Genomic DNA, 16,667 nt, shown 5'->3' with positions numbered 1-16,667 from the left:
GGTGACGGGCCGCGGGCCGCGTTGTCGGTGCCGCGTGCCAGGATGGGTCCGTGCCGCAGACCGCCTTCACCACACCACCGCTGATCGGCCGGGACGAGGAACTCGACCGTCTCACGGGGGTGCTGGAGCGTGCCCGGCGCGGCGAGGCGCGCGCCGTGCTGATCGCCGGGGACGCGGGGGTCGGCAAGACGCGGGTGCTGGACGAGGCCGCCGAGCGGGCGGCACGGGCCGGGACGACGGTGGTCACCGGACACTGTGTCGACCTCGGTGACGTCGGACTGCCGTATCTGCCGTTCACCGAGATCCTCGGTGCGCTCGCCGCCGACGAGCGGTTCGCCGCCGCTGTCGCCGCGCATCCGGTGGTGGACCGGCTGCTGGGCGGCGGGACGGACACGGCACGGGACGCGGACGCCCGGCTGCGGCTCTTCGAGGGCGTGGCGGGACTGCTGGCCGACCTCGCGGACCTCGCTCCCCTGCTCGTCGTCCTGGAGGACCTCCACTGGGCCGACCAGTCCTCGCGGGACCTGCTCAGATTCCTGCTCAGCCGCGGCATCCTGCAGCGGTCGGCGGGCGGCGCGCCCGCGCACCGGCTCACGGTGTTCGCGTCGTACCGCGCGGACGACCTGCACCGCCGCCACCCCCTGCGCCCCCTGCTGGCCGAACTCGTCCGGCTGCCCTCGGTCGAGCGCCTGGAACTGCGGCCCCTGGCCGACCCCGAGGTGGCCCGGCTGGTCCGGGCGCTGCAGGACCGTCCGCTGCCGGAGGCCACCGTCCACCGGATCGTGCGGCGCGCCGAGGGCAACGCCTTCTACGTGGAGGAGCTGGTCGCGGCGACCGGCGCGGACGCCGACGGGGTGCCCAGCGGGCTCGCCGACCTGCTGCTCATCCGGGTCGAGCAACTGTCCGACACGGCCCAGCAGGTGCTGCGCACCGCCGCCGTCGCCGGGCGGCGCGTCGGCCACGACCTGCTGCGCGACGCGGTCGGACTGCCGGAGGACGAGCTGGAGTCGGCGCTGCGCGAGGCCGTCGGTCGGCAGTTGCTCGTTCCCGGTGACGCGGACACCTACTCCTTCCGTCACGCCCTCGCGCGCGAGGCGGTGTACGCCGATCTGCTGCCCGGCGAACGGTCCCGGCTGCACGGCGCGTTCGCCCGGCTGCTCGCCGCGAGCGGCCGGACGGCCGAGAGCGCGGCGGAGCGCGCCCATCACTACCGCGAGAGCCACGATCTGCCGGAGGCGCTCGCCGCGTCGCTGGAGGCCGCCGACCACGCCCAGCGGGTGGGCGCGCCCGCCGAGGAACTGCGGCACCTGGAGACCGCGCTGGAACTGTGGCCCTCGGTCGAGCCGGCCGCGCGGCCGGCGGGCGCCGGTCCCGACCGGGTGACGCTGACGCTGCGCGCCTCGGGGGCCGCCGCGCACGCCGGGGACTCGCACCGGGCGGTGTCCCTCACCCGGGCCGCGCTCGCGGGCGTCGGCCAGGACGCCGACTCCGAGCTCGCCGCCCGGGTCCGTTACATGCTCGCCGGGAACCTGCTGAGCGTCGACAGTCTGACGGCCGCCTTCGAGTACAGCAGCGAGGCGCTCGCCATGATCCCGGCCGAGCCGCCGTCGCGGACCTGGGTGTGGGCGGCCGCGACACATGTCATGGCGGCACGTCAGGTCGGCGAGGACAAGGCCGCGCGCCGGGTCGCCCGCCGGGCGCTGCGCGTCGCGGAGGAGCTGGGGGTGACCGATGCCCGGGCCGATCTGCTGATCTCCCTGGCCGGTCTCGAAGGGGGCGGCCGTCGCACCCCGCAGGGCCGTGAGCGGCTGCGGGAGGCGCGGGAACTGGCCAGGAGCGCCGGGCACGCGCCCGTGGAGATGCGGGCGCTGTTCAACCTCGCCGTGGGCTGCTTCGAGTCGGGTGACCTCCAGGAGTGTCTGCCGTGGCTGGACGAGGGGTTGGAGCGGGCCCGTCGTGCCGGGCTGCTGTCCTCGCCGTATCCGCGTGAGATGCGCTATCTGCGGCTGCTGGTGCTGTACACGCTGGGCCGCTGGGACGAGTGCGTGCGCGCGGCGCACACGGACGCCACGGAGGTGGACGGCTACGCGGCCGGTCCCGTGCTGTACGTGGCGCTGGCGCGCGGCGACCGGGCAGCCGTCGAGGGTGCCCGCGCGCTGCTGGAAGGGCCGTTCGACTGGATGGGGACGCTGGTCGCGGGCATCGCGCTCACGGACGCCGCGGCACTGGACGGTGATGCCGAGGCGGCCGTGGAGCGGATGCGGGCGACGGTCGCGGCACTCACCGACGACGCGGGCCGCCGCCCCGACGTCACGGTCCGGCTGGCCGCGCTCTGTCTGGCCGCCGTGGCCGACCGGGCCGCCGAACTGCGCCGCGCCGGTGACCAGGCCGGGCTCCGGCGCTGGACGGACACCGCGGCCGAGCTCGTGGAGCTGGCGCGGACCACGGCCGAGCGGGGCGGTGACGGCAGTACGCAGGGTCCCGAGAGCCTGGCGTGGCTGGCCCGCGCCGAGGCGGAGTGGGCGCGGGCCGGGTCCGGGCCGGACGCGGCGGCCTGGCAGAAGGCGGTCATGGCGTTCGAGGACGTGGACGTGTACGAGACGGCGCGGTGTCGGATACGGCTGGCCGAGGCCCTGTTGGCGGCCGCCCGGCGGGCGGAGGCGGTCGCCCCGGCGCTGGAGGCACGGAAGACGGCCGCCCGGCTGGGCGCGGCGCCGCTGCTCGATCGGATCGACGCCCTGATCCGCCGCGGCCGCCTCGCGGACACCCCGGCGGGCGAGGAGCGCATCTCACCGCTCACCGCCCGCGAGCAGGACGTGCTGCGGCTCCTCGCGCGGGGCCGCAGCAACCGTCAGATCGGTGAGGAGCTGTTCATCACCGGCAAGACGGCCAGCGTCCATGTCTCCAACATCCTCGCCAAGCTGGGCGCCGCGAGCCGCACGGAGGCGGTGGCGATCGCCTACCGCGAGGGCCTGATCACCCCGGAGCCGACCGCTTCCGGGTGACACTCGAAACGGTGAACAGCGGTTGCCGGAACAGCAGTTGCGGCGGGAGCCGGCATGCGGGTGCCCCGCGCATGGCGGGGCACCCTGGTCTGCCGTGCGGCCGGCCTGCCGTCAGTGACGGGCGGCCGGCGTGTTCGCGGCGGTGACGTTGACCGCGGCCCAGGCCCGGTCGACCGTCTTGTACTCGACGCTGGTCGCGCCGTACAGGTCCTTGGCCGCCTTCAGCGTCGCGACACGCGCGTCGTGGAAGTCGGTCGAGGAGACCATGTAGCGGGTCAGGGCACGGTAGAAGATCGCCGTGGCCTTGGTCCGGCCGATGCCCTTGACGATCCCGCCGTCGTAGGTCGGCGAGTCGTACTTGACGCCGTTGATCGTCTTCTGGCCGCTGCCCTCCGCGAGGAGGTAGTACGCGTGCGACGAGACACCGGAACCGGCGTGCACCTCGGTGTAGTACACCTCGGGGCTCCAGTAGTCGATCGTGCCCTCCAGCCGGTCCAGCGACGGCTTGTCGAGGCGGCGCAGGAACTTCTGCTGGAGGCCCAGCTTCTCGCCGATCAGGTAGTCCGGCGTGTCCTTCGTGTTCTTCGTGAAGAACTCGACGTTCGAGCCGAAGATGTCGGCCAGCGACTCGTTCAGCGAGCCGGGCTCGCCGTACTGGTTGCCCTGCTCGTCGACGAAGGTCGGCTCCAGCTTCGCGGTCGCGTCCACCACGCCGTGGGTCAGCTCGTGACCGGTGACGTCGAGGACGACGAGCGGCTTCTTGAACATGGTGCCGTCACCGTCGCCGTACAGCATGCAGCCGCACGTCGGGTCCCAGAAGGCGTTGGCGACCTTCTTGCCCCAGTGCACCATGCCCTTGGCGGGCTTGCTGTTGTTCGCAATGCCCTTGCGGTTGAAGGTCTTCTTGTAGAAGTCCAGGGTCTTGGTGATGCCGTACTGGGCGTCGACCGCGGCGCTGGCACGGCTGGAGGTCGTGCCGTTGCCGAAGGTCTTGCTGGAGCTGGTGATCTTCTTCCCGGCGCCGAAGCTCTCGGTCTGCGTCCCCTTGGCGTCCCGGGTCTCGGTGCCGTAGCGGTTCGGGTCCTTCAGCAGGAAGGTCGTACGGGCCGTCTGCTGGACGGTCAGCCCGACCGTGCCGACGAACAGCGACTTGCCGGTGCCCGCCACCGTCTTCGGGTAGCCGGTGGCGCCGGCCGCCGACGACAGCGAGGACCCGGCGAGGCCGGCGCCCTGCGTACCGAGGCCGGTGGCCGGGTCGATCGTCTCGCCCCGCTTCTGCAGGGTGTCGAGCAGCTTCGGCGACAGGAACTCGTCGCTGACGGGCGCGTTGCTGCGTACCTTGCCGGTGACGGCGTCGACGACGACCGTCCGGGCGCCGTTGCCCTCGGTGGTGCCGCTGTCGGTCACCGTCACCTGGTAGGCGAGGGCCGAGGCGCCCTCGCGGGCGTCCACCACGAGCTGGGCGGTGCCCGCGTCGCCCTTGGCGGCCGCGGCGGCCTTCTGCTCCGCCTGCTCGGCGGTCAGCTTGGCCTGTGCGGCGGCGGGCTTGACGGCGTGGTCGGCCGCGCGGGTGACACCCGCGTAGCCCAGCTGCCGGGAGAGGTGGACGACGAGGTCGCCACCGAGCACCGGCATTCCGTTGTGCGTCCGGACGAACCGGACGTGGCGGGCGCCCTCGGGGTCGATCATCACGTCCTGGGCGTGAAGTCGGTCGCCCTGCGAGACGCCGGTCGCCGACGCGTGGGCGAAGGCGGCGGCACGCGCCGCCGACACCACCGACGCGGCCGTCGAGGCCTGCGACGTCACGCCGTGCTCCACCCCCGTGGAGGGACCCGCGAATGCAGTACCGGCGAGGCCCGTGGCGGCCGTCGTCACGGCGACGGCAACCGCCACGCTGCGTATGTGCGGTCTACGCACTGATCAGGGTTCCTTCGTTCGAAGGCGGTCGGGATCACCAACCGCCCTGCGGCATGGCGTTGTTGAGCACCATGGGAGCTGGTCGGGCCCCGGACGAAACCCTTACGGATAAGTCATGTCCACGTAAAGCCGGAATGATCGATTTCGCGGCGTTCTATGGCAATCCTTTGCAAAAGCCTGCCGCAGGGTGATCAACAGCCGACCAAGTGTGTGTCAGCTGTGGAGATGTGACGCGCTGCGAGTAGGTTCCCTCGGCGGAATGTGACCGATCTCGCATTGAAAACCGTGGAGATGGGAGAGGCAACGGATGGTCTCGGCAACGGTGGGCAGGGGCACGGTGCTCGGAGCGGTCGTGGTGGCGCTCCTCGCGGTGCCGGCACAGGCGGCGACCGGACAGGCGCACGCGGGGACGGCGGCCGGCCAGGCGCGCACAGGTGCGGCGGCCGGGCTGCTGGCACCCGACACCGCGGGTCTGCGGAGCGTGCTGCGGTCGGCGGTCGCACAGGGCGCGCCCGGCGCGATGGCGCGCATCGACGACAACGGGTCGATGTACCGGGCGACCTACGGCTTCGCCGACCGCGGTACCCGGCGGGCCATCAACGGCGACGACCGCTTCCGTGTCGGCAGCGTCACCAAGACCTTCTCCGCCGTCGTCCTGCTGCAACTGGCCGACGAGCACCGGCTCGCCCTGGACGCCCCGGTCAACCGCTATCTGCCGGGCCTGCTGCCCGACGACCGGATCACGGTGCGGCACGTGCTGAGCCATCGCAGCGGGCTGTACGGCTACACGAACGACATGTTCGCCCGCTCCGTCTCCGGCTTCGAGTCGGTGCGCAACAAGGTCTTCACCTACCGCCAGTTGGTGAAGCTGTCCCTCGCGAAGCCGCGCACCAACGCGCCCGGGGCCGCCTACTCGTACTCCAACACCAACTTCGTCGTCGCCGGGATGCTGATCGAGAAGCTCACCGGCCACCCCGTGCGGACCGAGTACGAGAACCGCATCTTCAAGCCGCTGCGTCTCGAGGACACCTTCTACGTCCACCCCGACAAGAAGCTCCCGGGCCGCTACACCCGCGGCTACCTCACCCCCGACACGGCCGGCGCCCCCCTGGTGGACGCGACCGAGCAGACGCTGTCCTGGGCCCAGAGCGCGGGCGCCATCATCTCCACCACACGGGATCTGAACACGTTCTACTCGGCGCTGGTCCGCGGCCGGCTGACCTCGTCCGCACGCCTGGCCGAGATGGAACGCTGGACACCGGTCAACAGCACGACGGCGTACGGACTCGGGCTGCGGCGCCGCACCCTGTCGTGCGGGATCTCGGTGTACGGCCACACGGGCGTCGTCCAGGGCTACTACACCTACGCCTTCACCACCAAGGACGGCCGGCGCAGCCTGGCCGCGGTCGCCACCACCTCCAACAACGGCACCGTGCTCGACACGATGGCGGGCACGCTGGAGTCGGCGTTCTGCGGCAAGCCGAAGAAGGCACCGCGCGACGCGGCCGCCGCCGGGCGGAACGGGGACGCCGTGCCGGCGGTGGCACGCAACTGAGGCAGGACGGGAACCGGCTCCCCGCGCCCGGACGTTGTACGGACGGCTCCCCACCGGGGCCGAGGTCCCACCACTCCTGGGCGGCGCGATGAGCGAGCTGGTTCCCGGGGGCAATCTGCCCCTTCCGGGCGGCTCGCTGATCCTGCGGGTACCCGGTCCCTTCGACGTGTCGGCACTCATCACCGGGGGCGAGGGCAGGGTCGGCGGCGACGCCGACTTCGTGTTCTACAACCAGCCGGCCGCCCCCGGTGTCCGGCTGCGCGGCGACACGCTGACCGTCGAACCGGCGCTGCTGCGCCCGGGCGCCGTGCGCGTCACGGTGGCCGTCAGCGCCGCCGAGCCGGACACGCCCCTCGGCCGGCTGCCCGCGTCCGAGCTGCGGGTCACCGATCCGCGGGGCCGGATGCTCGCCCGCTTCACCCCGCCCCGCCCGCAGCGCGAGACCGTGCTGCTGCTCGCCGAGATATACCGCCGGGGCACCGGCTGGAAGCTGCGCGCGATCGGGCAGGGGTACGCCGACGGACTGGCGGGGCTGGCCCGGGACTTCGGGGTGGACGTGGCCGAGGACCGGCCCGGGCCGACGGCACCCGCGCACCGTCCGAGCGTGCCGGAACAGCGATCGGCACCCTCCTCACCACGGCCGGCTTCCGAACGGCCCGCTGCCGCACGACCCGCTTCACCACCGCCTCCTTCACAGCGGTCCCCTTCACCGCGGCCCCCGGCGTCGGCCGCGGTCCCCGCCTCCGATCCCGAGGGGCTCCTGGGCCTCGTCAACTCCGCCCGCGCCCAGTCCGGTTCCCGACCGGTCACCCTCGACGCGCGTCTCGTCTCGGCCGCCCGGGCCCATGCCGCCGCGATGGCCGCCGACGGACGCCTGGGCGGCGAGAGCCGGGACGGCACCTCGGTCCACCAGCGGATCACGGCCACCGGATACACGTACATCACTGTCGGCGAGCACCTGGTCTCCGGACCGCGCACCCCCGCCGAGTTCATCGCGTACTGCCTGCGCACCGAGGAGGCCCGGGGCACGCTCCAGGACCCCGCCTTCACCCAGGCCGGCCTGGCGTACGTCTCCGGCGGCCGGGCGGGCGACACGTACTGGACCGCCCTGTGGGCCCGGCCCCTCGCCGCGGGCGACCTGGACCGGACCTGCGCCGAGGTCGTCGAGCTCACCAACGCACAGCGCCGCCGGGCCGCCTTGCCGCCGCTGGCCGTCGATCCGCTGCTCACGGCCGCCGCCCAGGCGCACAGCGCGGACATGGTGGCGCGCGACTTCTACTCCCACACCGCGCCCGAGGGTTCCCAGCCGTGGGACCGGGCCGCCGCCGCGGGCTCGGCCCGGCGCACGATCGGCGAGAACATCGCCTGCGGTCAGCGCTCCCCGGCCGAGGTGGTGGAGGGCTGGATGAACAGCCCCGGCCACCGCGCCAACATCCTGAAACCCGGCTTCACCCATATCGGTGTCGGCTTCGCGGGCGGCGGCCGGGCGGGCACGTACTGGACCCAGCTCTTCGGTGCCTGAGCAGGCGCCGTCCGCGATCTTGGCGGAACGGTCCCCTCCGGGACACCATGCCCGCATGAAGGGTGATCTCTTTTCCAGTACGCACATGGTGCAGCCGGCCGTCGAGCCGGGCATGACCGTCGAGAACGCCAAGTGCCTCAAGTACGCGGTGAACGGCGAGATGTTGGCCCGCCAGGGCGCGATGGTCGCCTATCGCGGCGGCCTCAAGTTCGAACGCAAGGGGCAGGGCGTGGGCGGCATGCTCAAGCGCGCGGTCACCGGTGAGGGGCTGCCGCTGATGGCGGTGCGCGGCCAGGGCGAGGCGTGGTTCGCGCACGAGGCGCAGAACTGTTTCATCGTCGAGGTCGAGCCCGGGGACGAGTTCACCGTCAACGGCCGCAACGTCCTGTGTTTCGACGCCTCGTTGTCGTACGAGATCAAGACGGTCAAGGGCTCGGGCATCGCCGGGGGCGGCCTGTTCAACAGCGTCTTCACCGGCCAGGGCAGGCTCGGCCTGGTCTGCGAGGGCAACCCGCTGGTCATACCGGTCTCGGCGCAGCAGCCGGTGTACGTCGACACGGACGCGGTGGTGGGCTGGACGGCGCACCTGCAGACGTCGTTGCACCGCTCGCAGTCCATCGGGTCGATGCTGCGCGGCGGTTCCGGGGAGGCCGTCCAACTGATGCTGCAGGGCGAGGGATACGTCGTGGTCCGCCCGAGCGAGGCGACACCGCAGAAGGCACAGCAGCACTGACCCACGGCAAAGTGATCTGCGTCTCGGAGGCAACCCCTCCGTTCTCGCCGGCGTCTTGATCGACAACAAGGTGATGCCCTGGCCCGGGTGGCCAGGGCACATTTCCGGCGGACTATACACGGCACGTATACATGCAGTGCATACACGCCGTGCATACCCCACGTAGAGAAAGGCATCCATGTACGGCAAGGCATCCGCCCCGGAGTACCAGGGCGCCCTGACCACCCTGTCCGTGAACTCCTCCCTGGTCGACGTGCTCGCCGCGGGCACCGAGCAGCTGCGGGAGGCCGAGCGTGCCGGACGGCGCGACGAGGCGGCGCGCTGTGGACTCGCCGTCGCCGAGGCGCACCGGCGGCTCGGCCAGGTGGGTGACGCGGACCGGGCATGGAAGGCGAGTTACCGCGCCGCCCGGGAGGCCGGGGACACGGCGGCGATGGCCTGGGCGCTGTGGAGCGGCGGCACGCTGGCCCGGCAGCGCGGCGCGTTCCCGCTGGCCTGGCGGCTGCTGGGGCTGGCGGCCGAACTCGGCGAGCGCGGCGGCGACATCGTCGTACGGGGCTACTCGCTGGCCGGACTCGCGGAGACCGGGCGTATCCAGGGTGACTACGAGGCCGTGGGCCGGCTGCACGAGCAGCTCCTGGCCGAGGCCCGCAGGCGCGGTGAGGCACGGCACACGGTGTGGGCGCTGGAGGGCATCGCGCAGATGCACCGCAACACCGGCTCCTACGACACGGCGTACGCGATGTTCGAGGAGGCGGCGGAGATAGCCGCGAAGGCCGAGGACCGGCGCGGTCACGCCTGGGCCCTGCGCGGACTCGCCGACATCCTCTCGGTGCGCGACCGGAACACCGGCCGGGCGCTGGAGCTGCTGTCGGAGGCGGAGGCCATGTGCCGCGCGATGAACCTCACCAGCGCACTGGCCTACAACCACAAGATGCGCGGCAACGTCTTCTACCGCGCCGGTCGTTACGGCGAGGCCCGGGAACTGTACGAGCAGGCGCTCGAGGAGTTCCGCGCGATGCGCGAGCCGCGCGGCGAGGCGCTGGCCCGGCTCGGCCTGGCCAAGTCGCTCGCCCGCCTCGGCCGCGACCGTGCCGAGACGGCCGCCGAACTGGCGGATCTGGCCCGGACGCTGGAGGGCAGCGGGCTGCGGCACGCACGGGAGATGGTGGCCCGCGCCCAGGAGGAGTTCGGTCTCGTCGGGGCGGAGGCCGTACGGTGACGGCGCTCGACACGGCGGTGCAGGCACCGCCCTCCGCGTCCCAGGTCCTCGACCGCTGCCGGGAGCTGGTGCGGCCCGCGCTGGCCGACGCCGTGGGGCGCCTGCACCCATGGGTGGGTGAGATGGCGGCCTACTCCTTCGGCTGGTGCGAGATCGGCGGCGCACCCGCCGCGGCGCCGGGCGGCAAGGGCGTGCGGCAGGCCCTGGCCGTGCTCGGGGCCGAGGCGGCGGGCGCGCCCGGGCGGGCCGGGGTCGGCGCGGCGGTCGCCGTGGAACTGGTGCACACCTTCTCGCTGCTGCACGACGACATCATGGACGGCGACACCGCCCGGCGCCGCCGCCCCACCGTCTGGAAGGCCTACGGCACCGGCCCCGCGGTACTGGCCGGGGACGCCCTGTTCGCGCTGGCCGTCGAGACCGTTGCCGCCGGCCCCGGCGGTGCGCCGGCGCTGCGGCTGCTGTCCGCGGCCCTGGCCGACCTGGTGCGGGGACAGGCGGACGACCTGCTGTTCAGCACCCGGCCCTGGACCGGTCCGCAGCGGGTCCGGCCGCAGGAGTACCGGGAGATGGCGGAGCACAAGACCGGTGCCCTGCTGGGCTGCGCGGCCGCGCTGGGTGCCACGCTCGGCGGCGCTCCCGAGACCGTGGTCGCCGCGCTGGACCGGGCCGGGCGGCATCTGGGGATCGCCTTCCAGATGATCGACGACGTCCTGGGGATCTGGGGCGACCCGGCCGTCACCGGCAAGCCCGTGCACGGCGATCTGCGCGAACGGAAGAAGACGTTCCCGGTGCTGGCCGCGCTCTCCTCCCCCGCCGCCGAGCGCCTGGCCGTACTGCTCGACACCCAGGAGACGGTCGCGGCGGCCGCGCTGATCGAGGAGACGGGCGGCCGGGCGGCGGCGCTCACCGAAGCCCGTCGGCACACGGCCGCCGCCGAGTCGGCGCTCATCGGCGCGCCGCTCGCGCCCGGCGCCGCCGCTCAGCTGCACGGCCTGCTGGACCACCTGCTGCGCCGGGACCTCTGAGACCGTGTTGACCTGCACCGTGTCGCCGGGTCAGGGTGCAGATGGCGCGAACCCTCACCCCGCGCCGAGAGGGTGAACTTCCTTGATCGACATCGCGGACATCGAAACCGCCGCCGAGCGAATCGCCAAGCACGTCGTCCACACCCCGACCGTGCCGAGCCCCGGCCTGTCCGCGCTGCTCGGCGTCCCGGTCACCACGAAGCTCGAACTCCTGCAGCGCACCGGCTCGTTCAAGGCACGCGGCGCGACCGCGAAGCTGCTGTCGCTGAGCGAGGCCGAGCGGGCCGCGGGCGTGGTGGCGGTCAGCGGCGGCAACCACGGCATCGCCCTCGCGGTGATGGCCGCCGCTCTCGATGTGAAGGCGACGGTCGTCATGCCGCGCACGGCGCCCACGCGGTCCGTCGCGATCGCGCGGGACGCGGGGGCGTCGGTGCGGCTGACCGACGGGATGGACAGCGCGTTCGAGCTGATGGACCGGCTGCGGAACGAGGGGCTCACCCTGGTCCACCCCTTCGACGACCCGGTCGTGGTCGCCGGACAGGGCACCGTCGGCCTGGAGTTCGCCACGGACGCCGGTGAGCTGACGGACGTGCTGGTCAGCATCGGCGGTGGGGGTCTGATCGCCGGTGTGGCGGCCGCGCTGCGCGCCCTTCGCCCCGGCGTCCGGATCTGGGGCGTGGAGACGGAGGGCGCCCAGGCCATGTCCGAGGCGCTGGCGGCGGGCGGGCCGGTGCCGGTCGCGCTGTCGTCGATCGTGACCACGCTCAGCGCGCCGAGCGTGTCGCAGCTGACGTACGACCATGTCCGCGCCCTGGTCACCGAGGTCCTGGTGGTCCCCGACCGGGAGGCCGTGCGGGGCTGCCTCGACCTCGCCGAGCACGCCAAGGTGTGGGCGGAACCGGCCGCCGGCTGTCTGCTGCCCGCGGCCCGGCAGGTGCTGGACCGGGTGGGCGAGGGCGCCCGGCTCGGGCTGGTGGTGTGCGGGGGCAACACGAGCCCCGGGGACGTCAAGAAGTGGTCCGAACAATTCGGCCTGTGTTGAGGCGGCACCGCACCGGAATGTTTACCCTTGGTTACCCGCAGGTCGAGGTGGGGAAATTCGCCGTTATCCACAAGTCGTGCGCGCCCTGGGCCGGTTGAATAAAAGGCAGGAAGCAGCCCGGAGTTGCAGATCCTTTGAACACTCACCAGCGCGCCCCGCGTACCTCTGGGAAAGACGAGGCAGGGGTTTCAGCGAGGGATGACCATGGTCAAGGCGCACGTCTCCGGACAGGAACTGGTCGCCGGGAGGTATCGGCTTCTTGAGGTGGTCCACCGCGAGACGAACGGGGTCTGCTGGTACGCCGAGGACCTGGAGGCGCAGCGGCCCCGGCTGGTGACACAGACCGAACTGCCGGACCAGCCGGCCGAGGAGACCGCGCGCCGCACCACCGCCCGTGTCCTGCGCACCACCGAGCTCATGGGCATGCTCCGGCCCGGCCGGGTGGCCACGGTGATCGACGCGATCGAGGACTCCGGCACGCTGTGGACGGTCATCGAGTGGATCGACGGCATGCCGCTGGGCGAACTCCTCTCCCAGCAGGGCGCGTTGAACTACGTGCGGGCGGCCCGGATCGGTCTGGAACTGCTCGATGTGCTGGAGACCGCGCACGGCGAGGGCTTCACGCACGGCGAACTCAGCCCCGGCCAGGTGTTCGTGCGCGACCAGGGCCCGGTGGTGGTCACGGGCTTCGGACTGGCGGGCGCGACCCTGGCCCCGCGGGTCACGGCACCGTCGTACGCCGCTCCCGAACAGGCCCGTGACGAGCGCCTCGGCCCTGCCGCGGACCTGTGGGCCCTGGGCGCGATCCTCTACACGATGGTCGAGGGACGTCCGCCGTTCCGCGACCGGGGGCGGCCCGAGACCACCCTCAGAGCGGTGGACCGGCTGCCCCTGCGCACCCCGCTGCGCGCCGGTCCGCTGGCCCAGGTCGTCCAGGGACTGCTGCGCAAGGACTTCCGGGAGCGGCTCACCGTGACCGTGGTACGCGAGGCCCTCATCCGCATCCTCGCCGAGGACGCCGACGCGGACCGGGAGCCCGCCCCCGTCCCCCGGCTGCGCGGCGTCTATCTGAGCGCCCTGCGCGCCGGTCGGGGATGGAGCAGAAGGACCATGGCCGTCGGCACCGCGCTGGCCGTCCTCACCGTGTCCGCCGCCGTGCTCGCCGCGACCCACGGGCTCCCCGGCACCGACACCTCCGACACGGCGGGATCGGCGGCCCGGCCGTCCGCCGCGGCCGACCCGACCGGCAAGCGCACCGACGGCAACGGCTCCCGCACCCCCAGCCCGACACCCACGCCCAGCGCCGCCACCCCCGGCGCGACGGCCTCGCCGTCCCCCTCGGCCACCGCCGACGCCCTGCCGGCCGGCTTCCGCCGCTACACCGCCCCCGAGGGCTTCTCGGTCGCCCTGCCCGCCGACTGGAAACGGCGGACCACCGCACGCGAGGGCACTCTCGCCTACCGCGTCACGTTCGGACCCGGCGGCGGCGATCCGCGCACCCTGGCGGTCACCTACAGCTCGCGGGTCGGCCCGGACCCGGTCGCCGTCTGGCGGGACGAGGTCCAGCCCGCACTGCGGCGCACGGCCGGATTCCAGCGGATCGGGGACATCGAGGCGACGACGTACCAGGGCTACAAGGGCGCCGACATGGAATGGTTCTCGGGATCCGGCGGCGACCGGGTGCGCACCTTCGGCCGCGGCTTCCTGATCGGCGGCGGGCACAGCTACTCACTGCGCTTCACGACCCCGGCCACCGCCTGGAACACCACCGCCGACCGACTGGCGCTGAAGACGATCCTGGGCACGTTCCGGTGGTGAAAACGGTCCATATAGGGTGGTCGGTCTGCACAGTGCAGTCCGACCAGCCGCGCTCCCAGGAGAGTCATCCGTGACCGTAGCGACCGTCCCCTCCGAGACGTCCCCCGCAACCCCGGCACCCCTGTCCGACCTCGTGGCGCGCGACGCGCGTGAGTTCGGGGTCTACGCGCGGACCGGAGGGTGGGCCTTCGGGCTGATGGTGGCGCGCAGCGTGCGGCCCGGCGGACAGGGCGCGGACGAGACGCCCAAGGTGTCGGCCAAGGAGTTCGCGGAGCTCGCCGGCTGCTCCGCCGAGCGGGTCATGCGCTACTACAAGGCCTGGGACCGGGCCGCGGACGACGGTCTCGTCCCCCACTTCGAGGCGCTGGCACCGGGCCAGCAGGTCGAACTGCCGGACGCAGACGTGTGGCTGGGCTACTACGTCTCCCGCTCCAGCGCCGCCTCCGAGCGCGGCGCCGCCATCGCCGAGGCCGCCGAGGCCGAGGGCATCCGGCCCACCAAGGCCCTGGAGGTCGCGGAGAACCCCACCGCGTTGCGCGCCGCGATCCTCGCCGACCCCTCCACGGCCCGCGCGGCGCGCACGGCCCTGCTGGACCGGGTGCGGGAAGACCCCGATCTGCAGGCCGAGTTGGCCCGTGACGTGGTCCGCACGGACGATCTGAAGAAGGCGGTGGCCAGCGAGAGCCGGTCGGCGGACCGGATCGGATACGTGCGGCAGATCGCCGAGTCGGGGCAGATCAGGACGCCCGCCGGGCAGACCGTGGACGCGCCCGCCGACGTGCGCCAGGAGGCCGAGCGGCATCTGTCGCTCATCGACGAGCTGGACGAGGGCGAGGACAGCGGCGAGTGGGCCACCGAGGCCTACGACACCATGAAGTCCCTCGTGGCCGAGGCGGTCGAGGCCGACCCCGAACTGCGCGTCCGGGAACGGCGGACGAAGTTCTACAACAGCCTGCAGAAGGCCACCAGGGCGTTCGAGGAACTCACCTTCGACGACGCGCAGGACTTCTACGAGGACGACATGGTCCAGCGCCTCGAAGAGCTGCAGCAGGCGATCGGCACCTGCCTCACCGCGCTGCGGGGCGCGGGAGGAAATCAGCCCGGCGAATGAGCAAATGCGCCGCGGGACGGGTACTAGAGGGCCCTACGTCGATTGGTCTCGGAGGCCCCACGTGAACCCCTTCGTGCGCAAGACCCTGGTGGTGCAGATCCAGGCGGGCGCCACCGACCGTTTCTCCGTGCTCGCCCACCTGACGTACGACGCCGACGACCCGTTCGCCGTCACGGCGGTGTTCGCCCACGACGGCCGTGTGCTGGCCCGTTGGCGGCTGGACCGGCAGATGCTCGCCGACGGCCTGCGCGGGGCGGTCGGCGTCGGGGACGTGAGACTGCGCCCGGTGGCCACCGGTATGTGGCAGGAGCTGCGCATGGAGTTCCTCGGCGACGTACGGCCCGACGGCGGCCGCCACCGCGCGGTGGCGTTCGCCTGGGCGCCCGCGGTCGCGGCCTTCGTGCGGGAGACCCGGAAAGTGGTACCGCCGGGGCAGGAGGAGGTCCGGGTCGACGACGTCCTGGCGGAGATCCTGGCCGCGGGCTGAGTAGCCGTACTCATGCCCTGGCCGGTCCCCCGGCACCACGATGGGGCCTCCACGACAAGGAGCCCGCCATGACCGCAGTGCACCAGGCCCCGCGCCGCGCCACCCGCCTCACCCTGCCCGTCGTTCTGGCCGCGTCGGTCGTCGCCGCGACGGCCCTGTCGGCATGGGGTGCGCGCGACCGCACGACCTGGTTCCTGGAGACGGTGTGGGTGCTGACCGGACTTCCGCTGGTGGTGCTGACCTGGCGGCGGTTCCCGCTCACCGGCCTGCTGTGCGGCCTGCTCGCCGCGCACGCGGTGGTGCTCGCGGTGGGCGGCCACTACACCTACGCGCAGGTGCCGCTCGGCGACTGGGTGCGCGACACCTTCGGCCTGGACCGCAATCCGTACGACCGCTTCGGCCACCTCATGCAGGGCTTCGTCCCGGCCGTCCTGGTACGGGAACTGCTCAGCCGCACCTCGCCGCTGCGCGGCAGCCGCTGGCTGGCCCCGCTGACCGTGTGCGCCTGCCTGGCCTTCAGCGCGTGCTTCGAGCTGCTGGAGTGGGCGGCGGCCGAGATCGGCGGACACGGCGCGGACGCCTTCCTCGCCACCCAGGGCGATGTGTGGGACACGCAGTGGGACATGTTCTGCGCCCTGATCGGGGCCACGGTCTCCGTGCTGGTGCTCAGCCGGGTGCACGACCGGCAGCTGGCGGCGCTGAGGGACAGGCCTCAGCGGTGCGTGTGACGGCGTCGCACCCACAGCGGCAGCCCGAACCAGCACAGCAGGTACCAGGCGACCACGGGGGCGATCAGCCAGGCGACGAAGCCGTCGTGGGTCGCCACCCGAAGGATCAGCAGCAGAGCCGCGGTCATGGTGGCCAGCAGCAGGAGCAGGCCGACGAAGGTCAGCCGGGACGCCAGCCGCACCGCCCGGGGCTTCACACGCCGCCCGGTCACCAGGCGGTGCAGGGCCACGGGCCCGATGAGCGCGCCCGTGGCGGACGCGCCGAGGATGACGGTCACGATGTAGATGACCTGGTCGGTGTGGGCCAGGCCGTCGTACTTCGGGGTGAAGACGACGGTGAGCAGGAAGCCGAACAGGATCTGCACGCCGGTCTGGGCGACGCGGACCTCCTGGATGAGGTCGCTCCACATCCGGTCGGCCCGCTCCTCCTCGGTCTCGTCGCGCCCCTTCCGTCTCACTTCCTGCGTCATGCCCTGCGAGTAACCGTGGCGCCGATCGCCCA

13 protein-coding genes are annotated in these 16,667 nt (G+C 72.9%); 11 read left to right on the top strand and 2 right to left on the bottom strand.

Annotated elements, in window-relative coordinates; translation table 11 throughout:
- The first annotated feature begins 50 nt into the window (after positions 1-50).
- Entirely contained in the window at positions 51-3,005 is a 2,955-nt protein-coding gene (locus AB0I54_RS38005) for an AAA family ATPase (protein ID WP_363300851.1), read from the top strand.
- 111 nt (positions 3,006-3,116) lie between these two features.
- Here the strand turns inward: AB0I54_RS38005 and AB0I54_RS38000 are convergent, their stop codons facing one another.
- Positions 3,117-4,922 (bottom strand): M4 family metallopeptidase, encoded by a 1,806-nt coding sequence (locus tag AB0I54_RS38000; protein WP_363300850.1) that lies wholly within the window; start codon positions 4,920-4,922, stop codon positions 3,117-3,119.
- A 307-nt stretch (positions 4,923-5,229) separates the two neighbouring features.
- Here AB0I54_RS38000 and AB0I54_RS37995 point away from each other — a divergent pair, with 307 nt between their 5' ends.
- From AB0I54_RS37995 to AB0I54_RS37950, 10 genes are all read left to right on the top strand, one after another.
- Entirely contained in the window at positions 5,230-6,477 is a 1,248-nt protein-coding gene (locus tag AB0I54_RS37995) for a serine hydrolase domain-containing protein (RefSeq protein WP_363300849.1), read from the top strand.
- Positions 6,478-6,565: 88 nt separating this feature from the next.
- Positions 6,566-7,999 carry a CAP domain-containing protein gene (locus AB0I54_RS37990; protein ID WP_363300848.1) on the top strand — a complete coding sequence of 478 codons (1,434 nt, stop codon included), beginning with the start codon at positions 6,566-6,568 and terminating at the stop codon, positions 7,997-7,999.
- Between the two features lie 55 nt (positions 8,000-8,054).
- Entirely contained in the window at positions 8,055-8,732 is a 678-nt protein-coding gene (locus tag AB0I54_RS37985) for an AIM24 family protein (protein WP_363300847.1), read from the top strand.
- Between the two features lie 178 nt (positions 8,733-8,910).
- On the top strand, positions 8,911-9,954 hold the full coding sequence (locus tag AB0I54_RS37980) for a tetratricopeptide repeat protein (RefSeq protein ID WP_363300846.1): 1,044 nt from the start codon (positions 8,911-8,913) through the stop codon (positions 9,952-9,954).
- A complete protein-coding gene (locus tag AB0I54_RS37975; RefSeq protein ID WP_363300845.1) occupies positions 9,951-10,979 on the top strand; it encodes a polyprenyl synthetase family protein in 1,029 nt (342 codons plus the stop codon). Before AB0I54_RS37980 ends, AB0I54_RS37975 begins: the two co-directional genes overlap by 4 nt.
- Positions 10,980-11,061: 82 nt before the next feature.
- On the top strand, positions 11,062-12,021 hold the full coding sequence (locus tag AB0I54_RS37970; protein WP_363300844.1) for a threonine/serine dehydratase: 960 nt from the start codon (positions 11,062-11,064) through the stop codon (positions 12,019-12,021).
- A 198-nt stretch (positions 12,022-12,219) separates the two neighbouring features.
- Positions 12,220-13,839, top strand: coding sequence for a protein kinase (locus AB0I54_RS37965; RefSeq protein ID WP_363300843.1), 1,620 nt, complete (start codon positions 12,220-12,222; stop codon positions 13,837-13,839).
- A 70-nt stretch (positions 13,840-13,909) separates the two neighbouring features.
- A complete protein-coding gene (locus tag AB0I54_RS37960; protein ID WP_363300842.1) occupies positions 13,910-14,950 on the top strand; it encodes a hypothetical protein in 1,041 nt (346 codons plus the stop codon).
- A gap of 61 nt (positions 14,951-15,011) precedes the next feature.
- Positions 15,012-15,437 (top strand): SsgA family sporulation/cell division regulator, encoded by a 426-nt coding sequence (locus AB0I54_RS37955; protein WP_363300841.1) that lies wholly within the window; start codon positions 15,012-15,014, stop codon positions 15,435-15,437.
- A gap of 68 nt (positions 15,438-15,505) precedes the next feature.
- On the top strand, positions 15,506-16,165 hold the full coding sequence (locus tag AB0I54_RS37950; RefSeq protein ID WP_363300840.1) for a DUF2238 domain-containing protein: 660 nt from the start codon (positions 15,506-15,508) through the stop codon (positions 16,163-16,165).
- On the opposite strand, the gene AB0I54_RS37945 is transcribed toward AB0I54_RS37950, so the two are convergent.
- Entirely contained in the window at positions 16,150-16,635 is a 486-nt protein-coding gene (locus AB0I54_RS37945) for a DUF6328 family protein (RefSeq protein ID WP_363300839.1), read from the bottom strand. The genes AB0I54_RS37950 and AB0I54_RS37945 overlap by 16 nt on opposite strands.
- Positions 16,636-16,667: the final 32 nt, after the last annotated feature.

Source organism: Streptomyces sp. NPDC050625 (assembly GCF_040654755.1).
In the GTDB taxonomy this organism is placed as follows: domain Bacteria; phylum Actinomycetota; class Actinomycetes; order Streptomycetales; family Streptomycetaceae; genus Streptomyces.
This window is presented reverse-complemented; position numbering and strand designations above follow the sequence as displayed.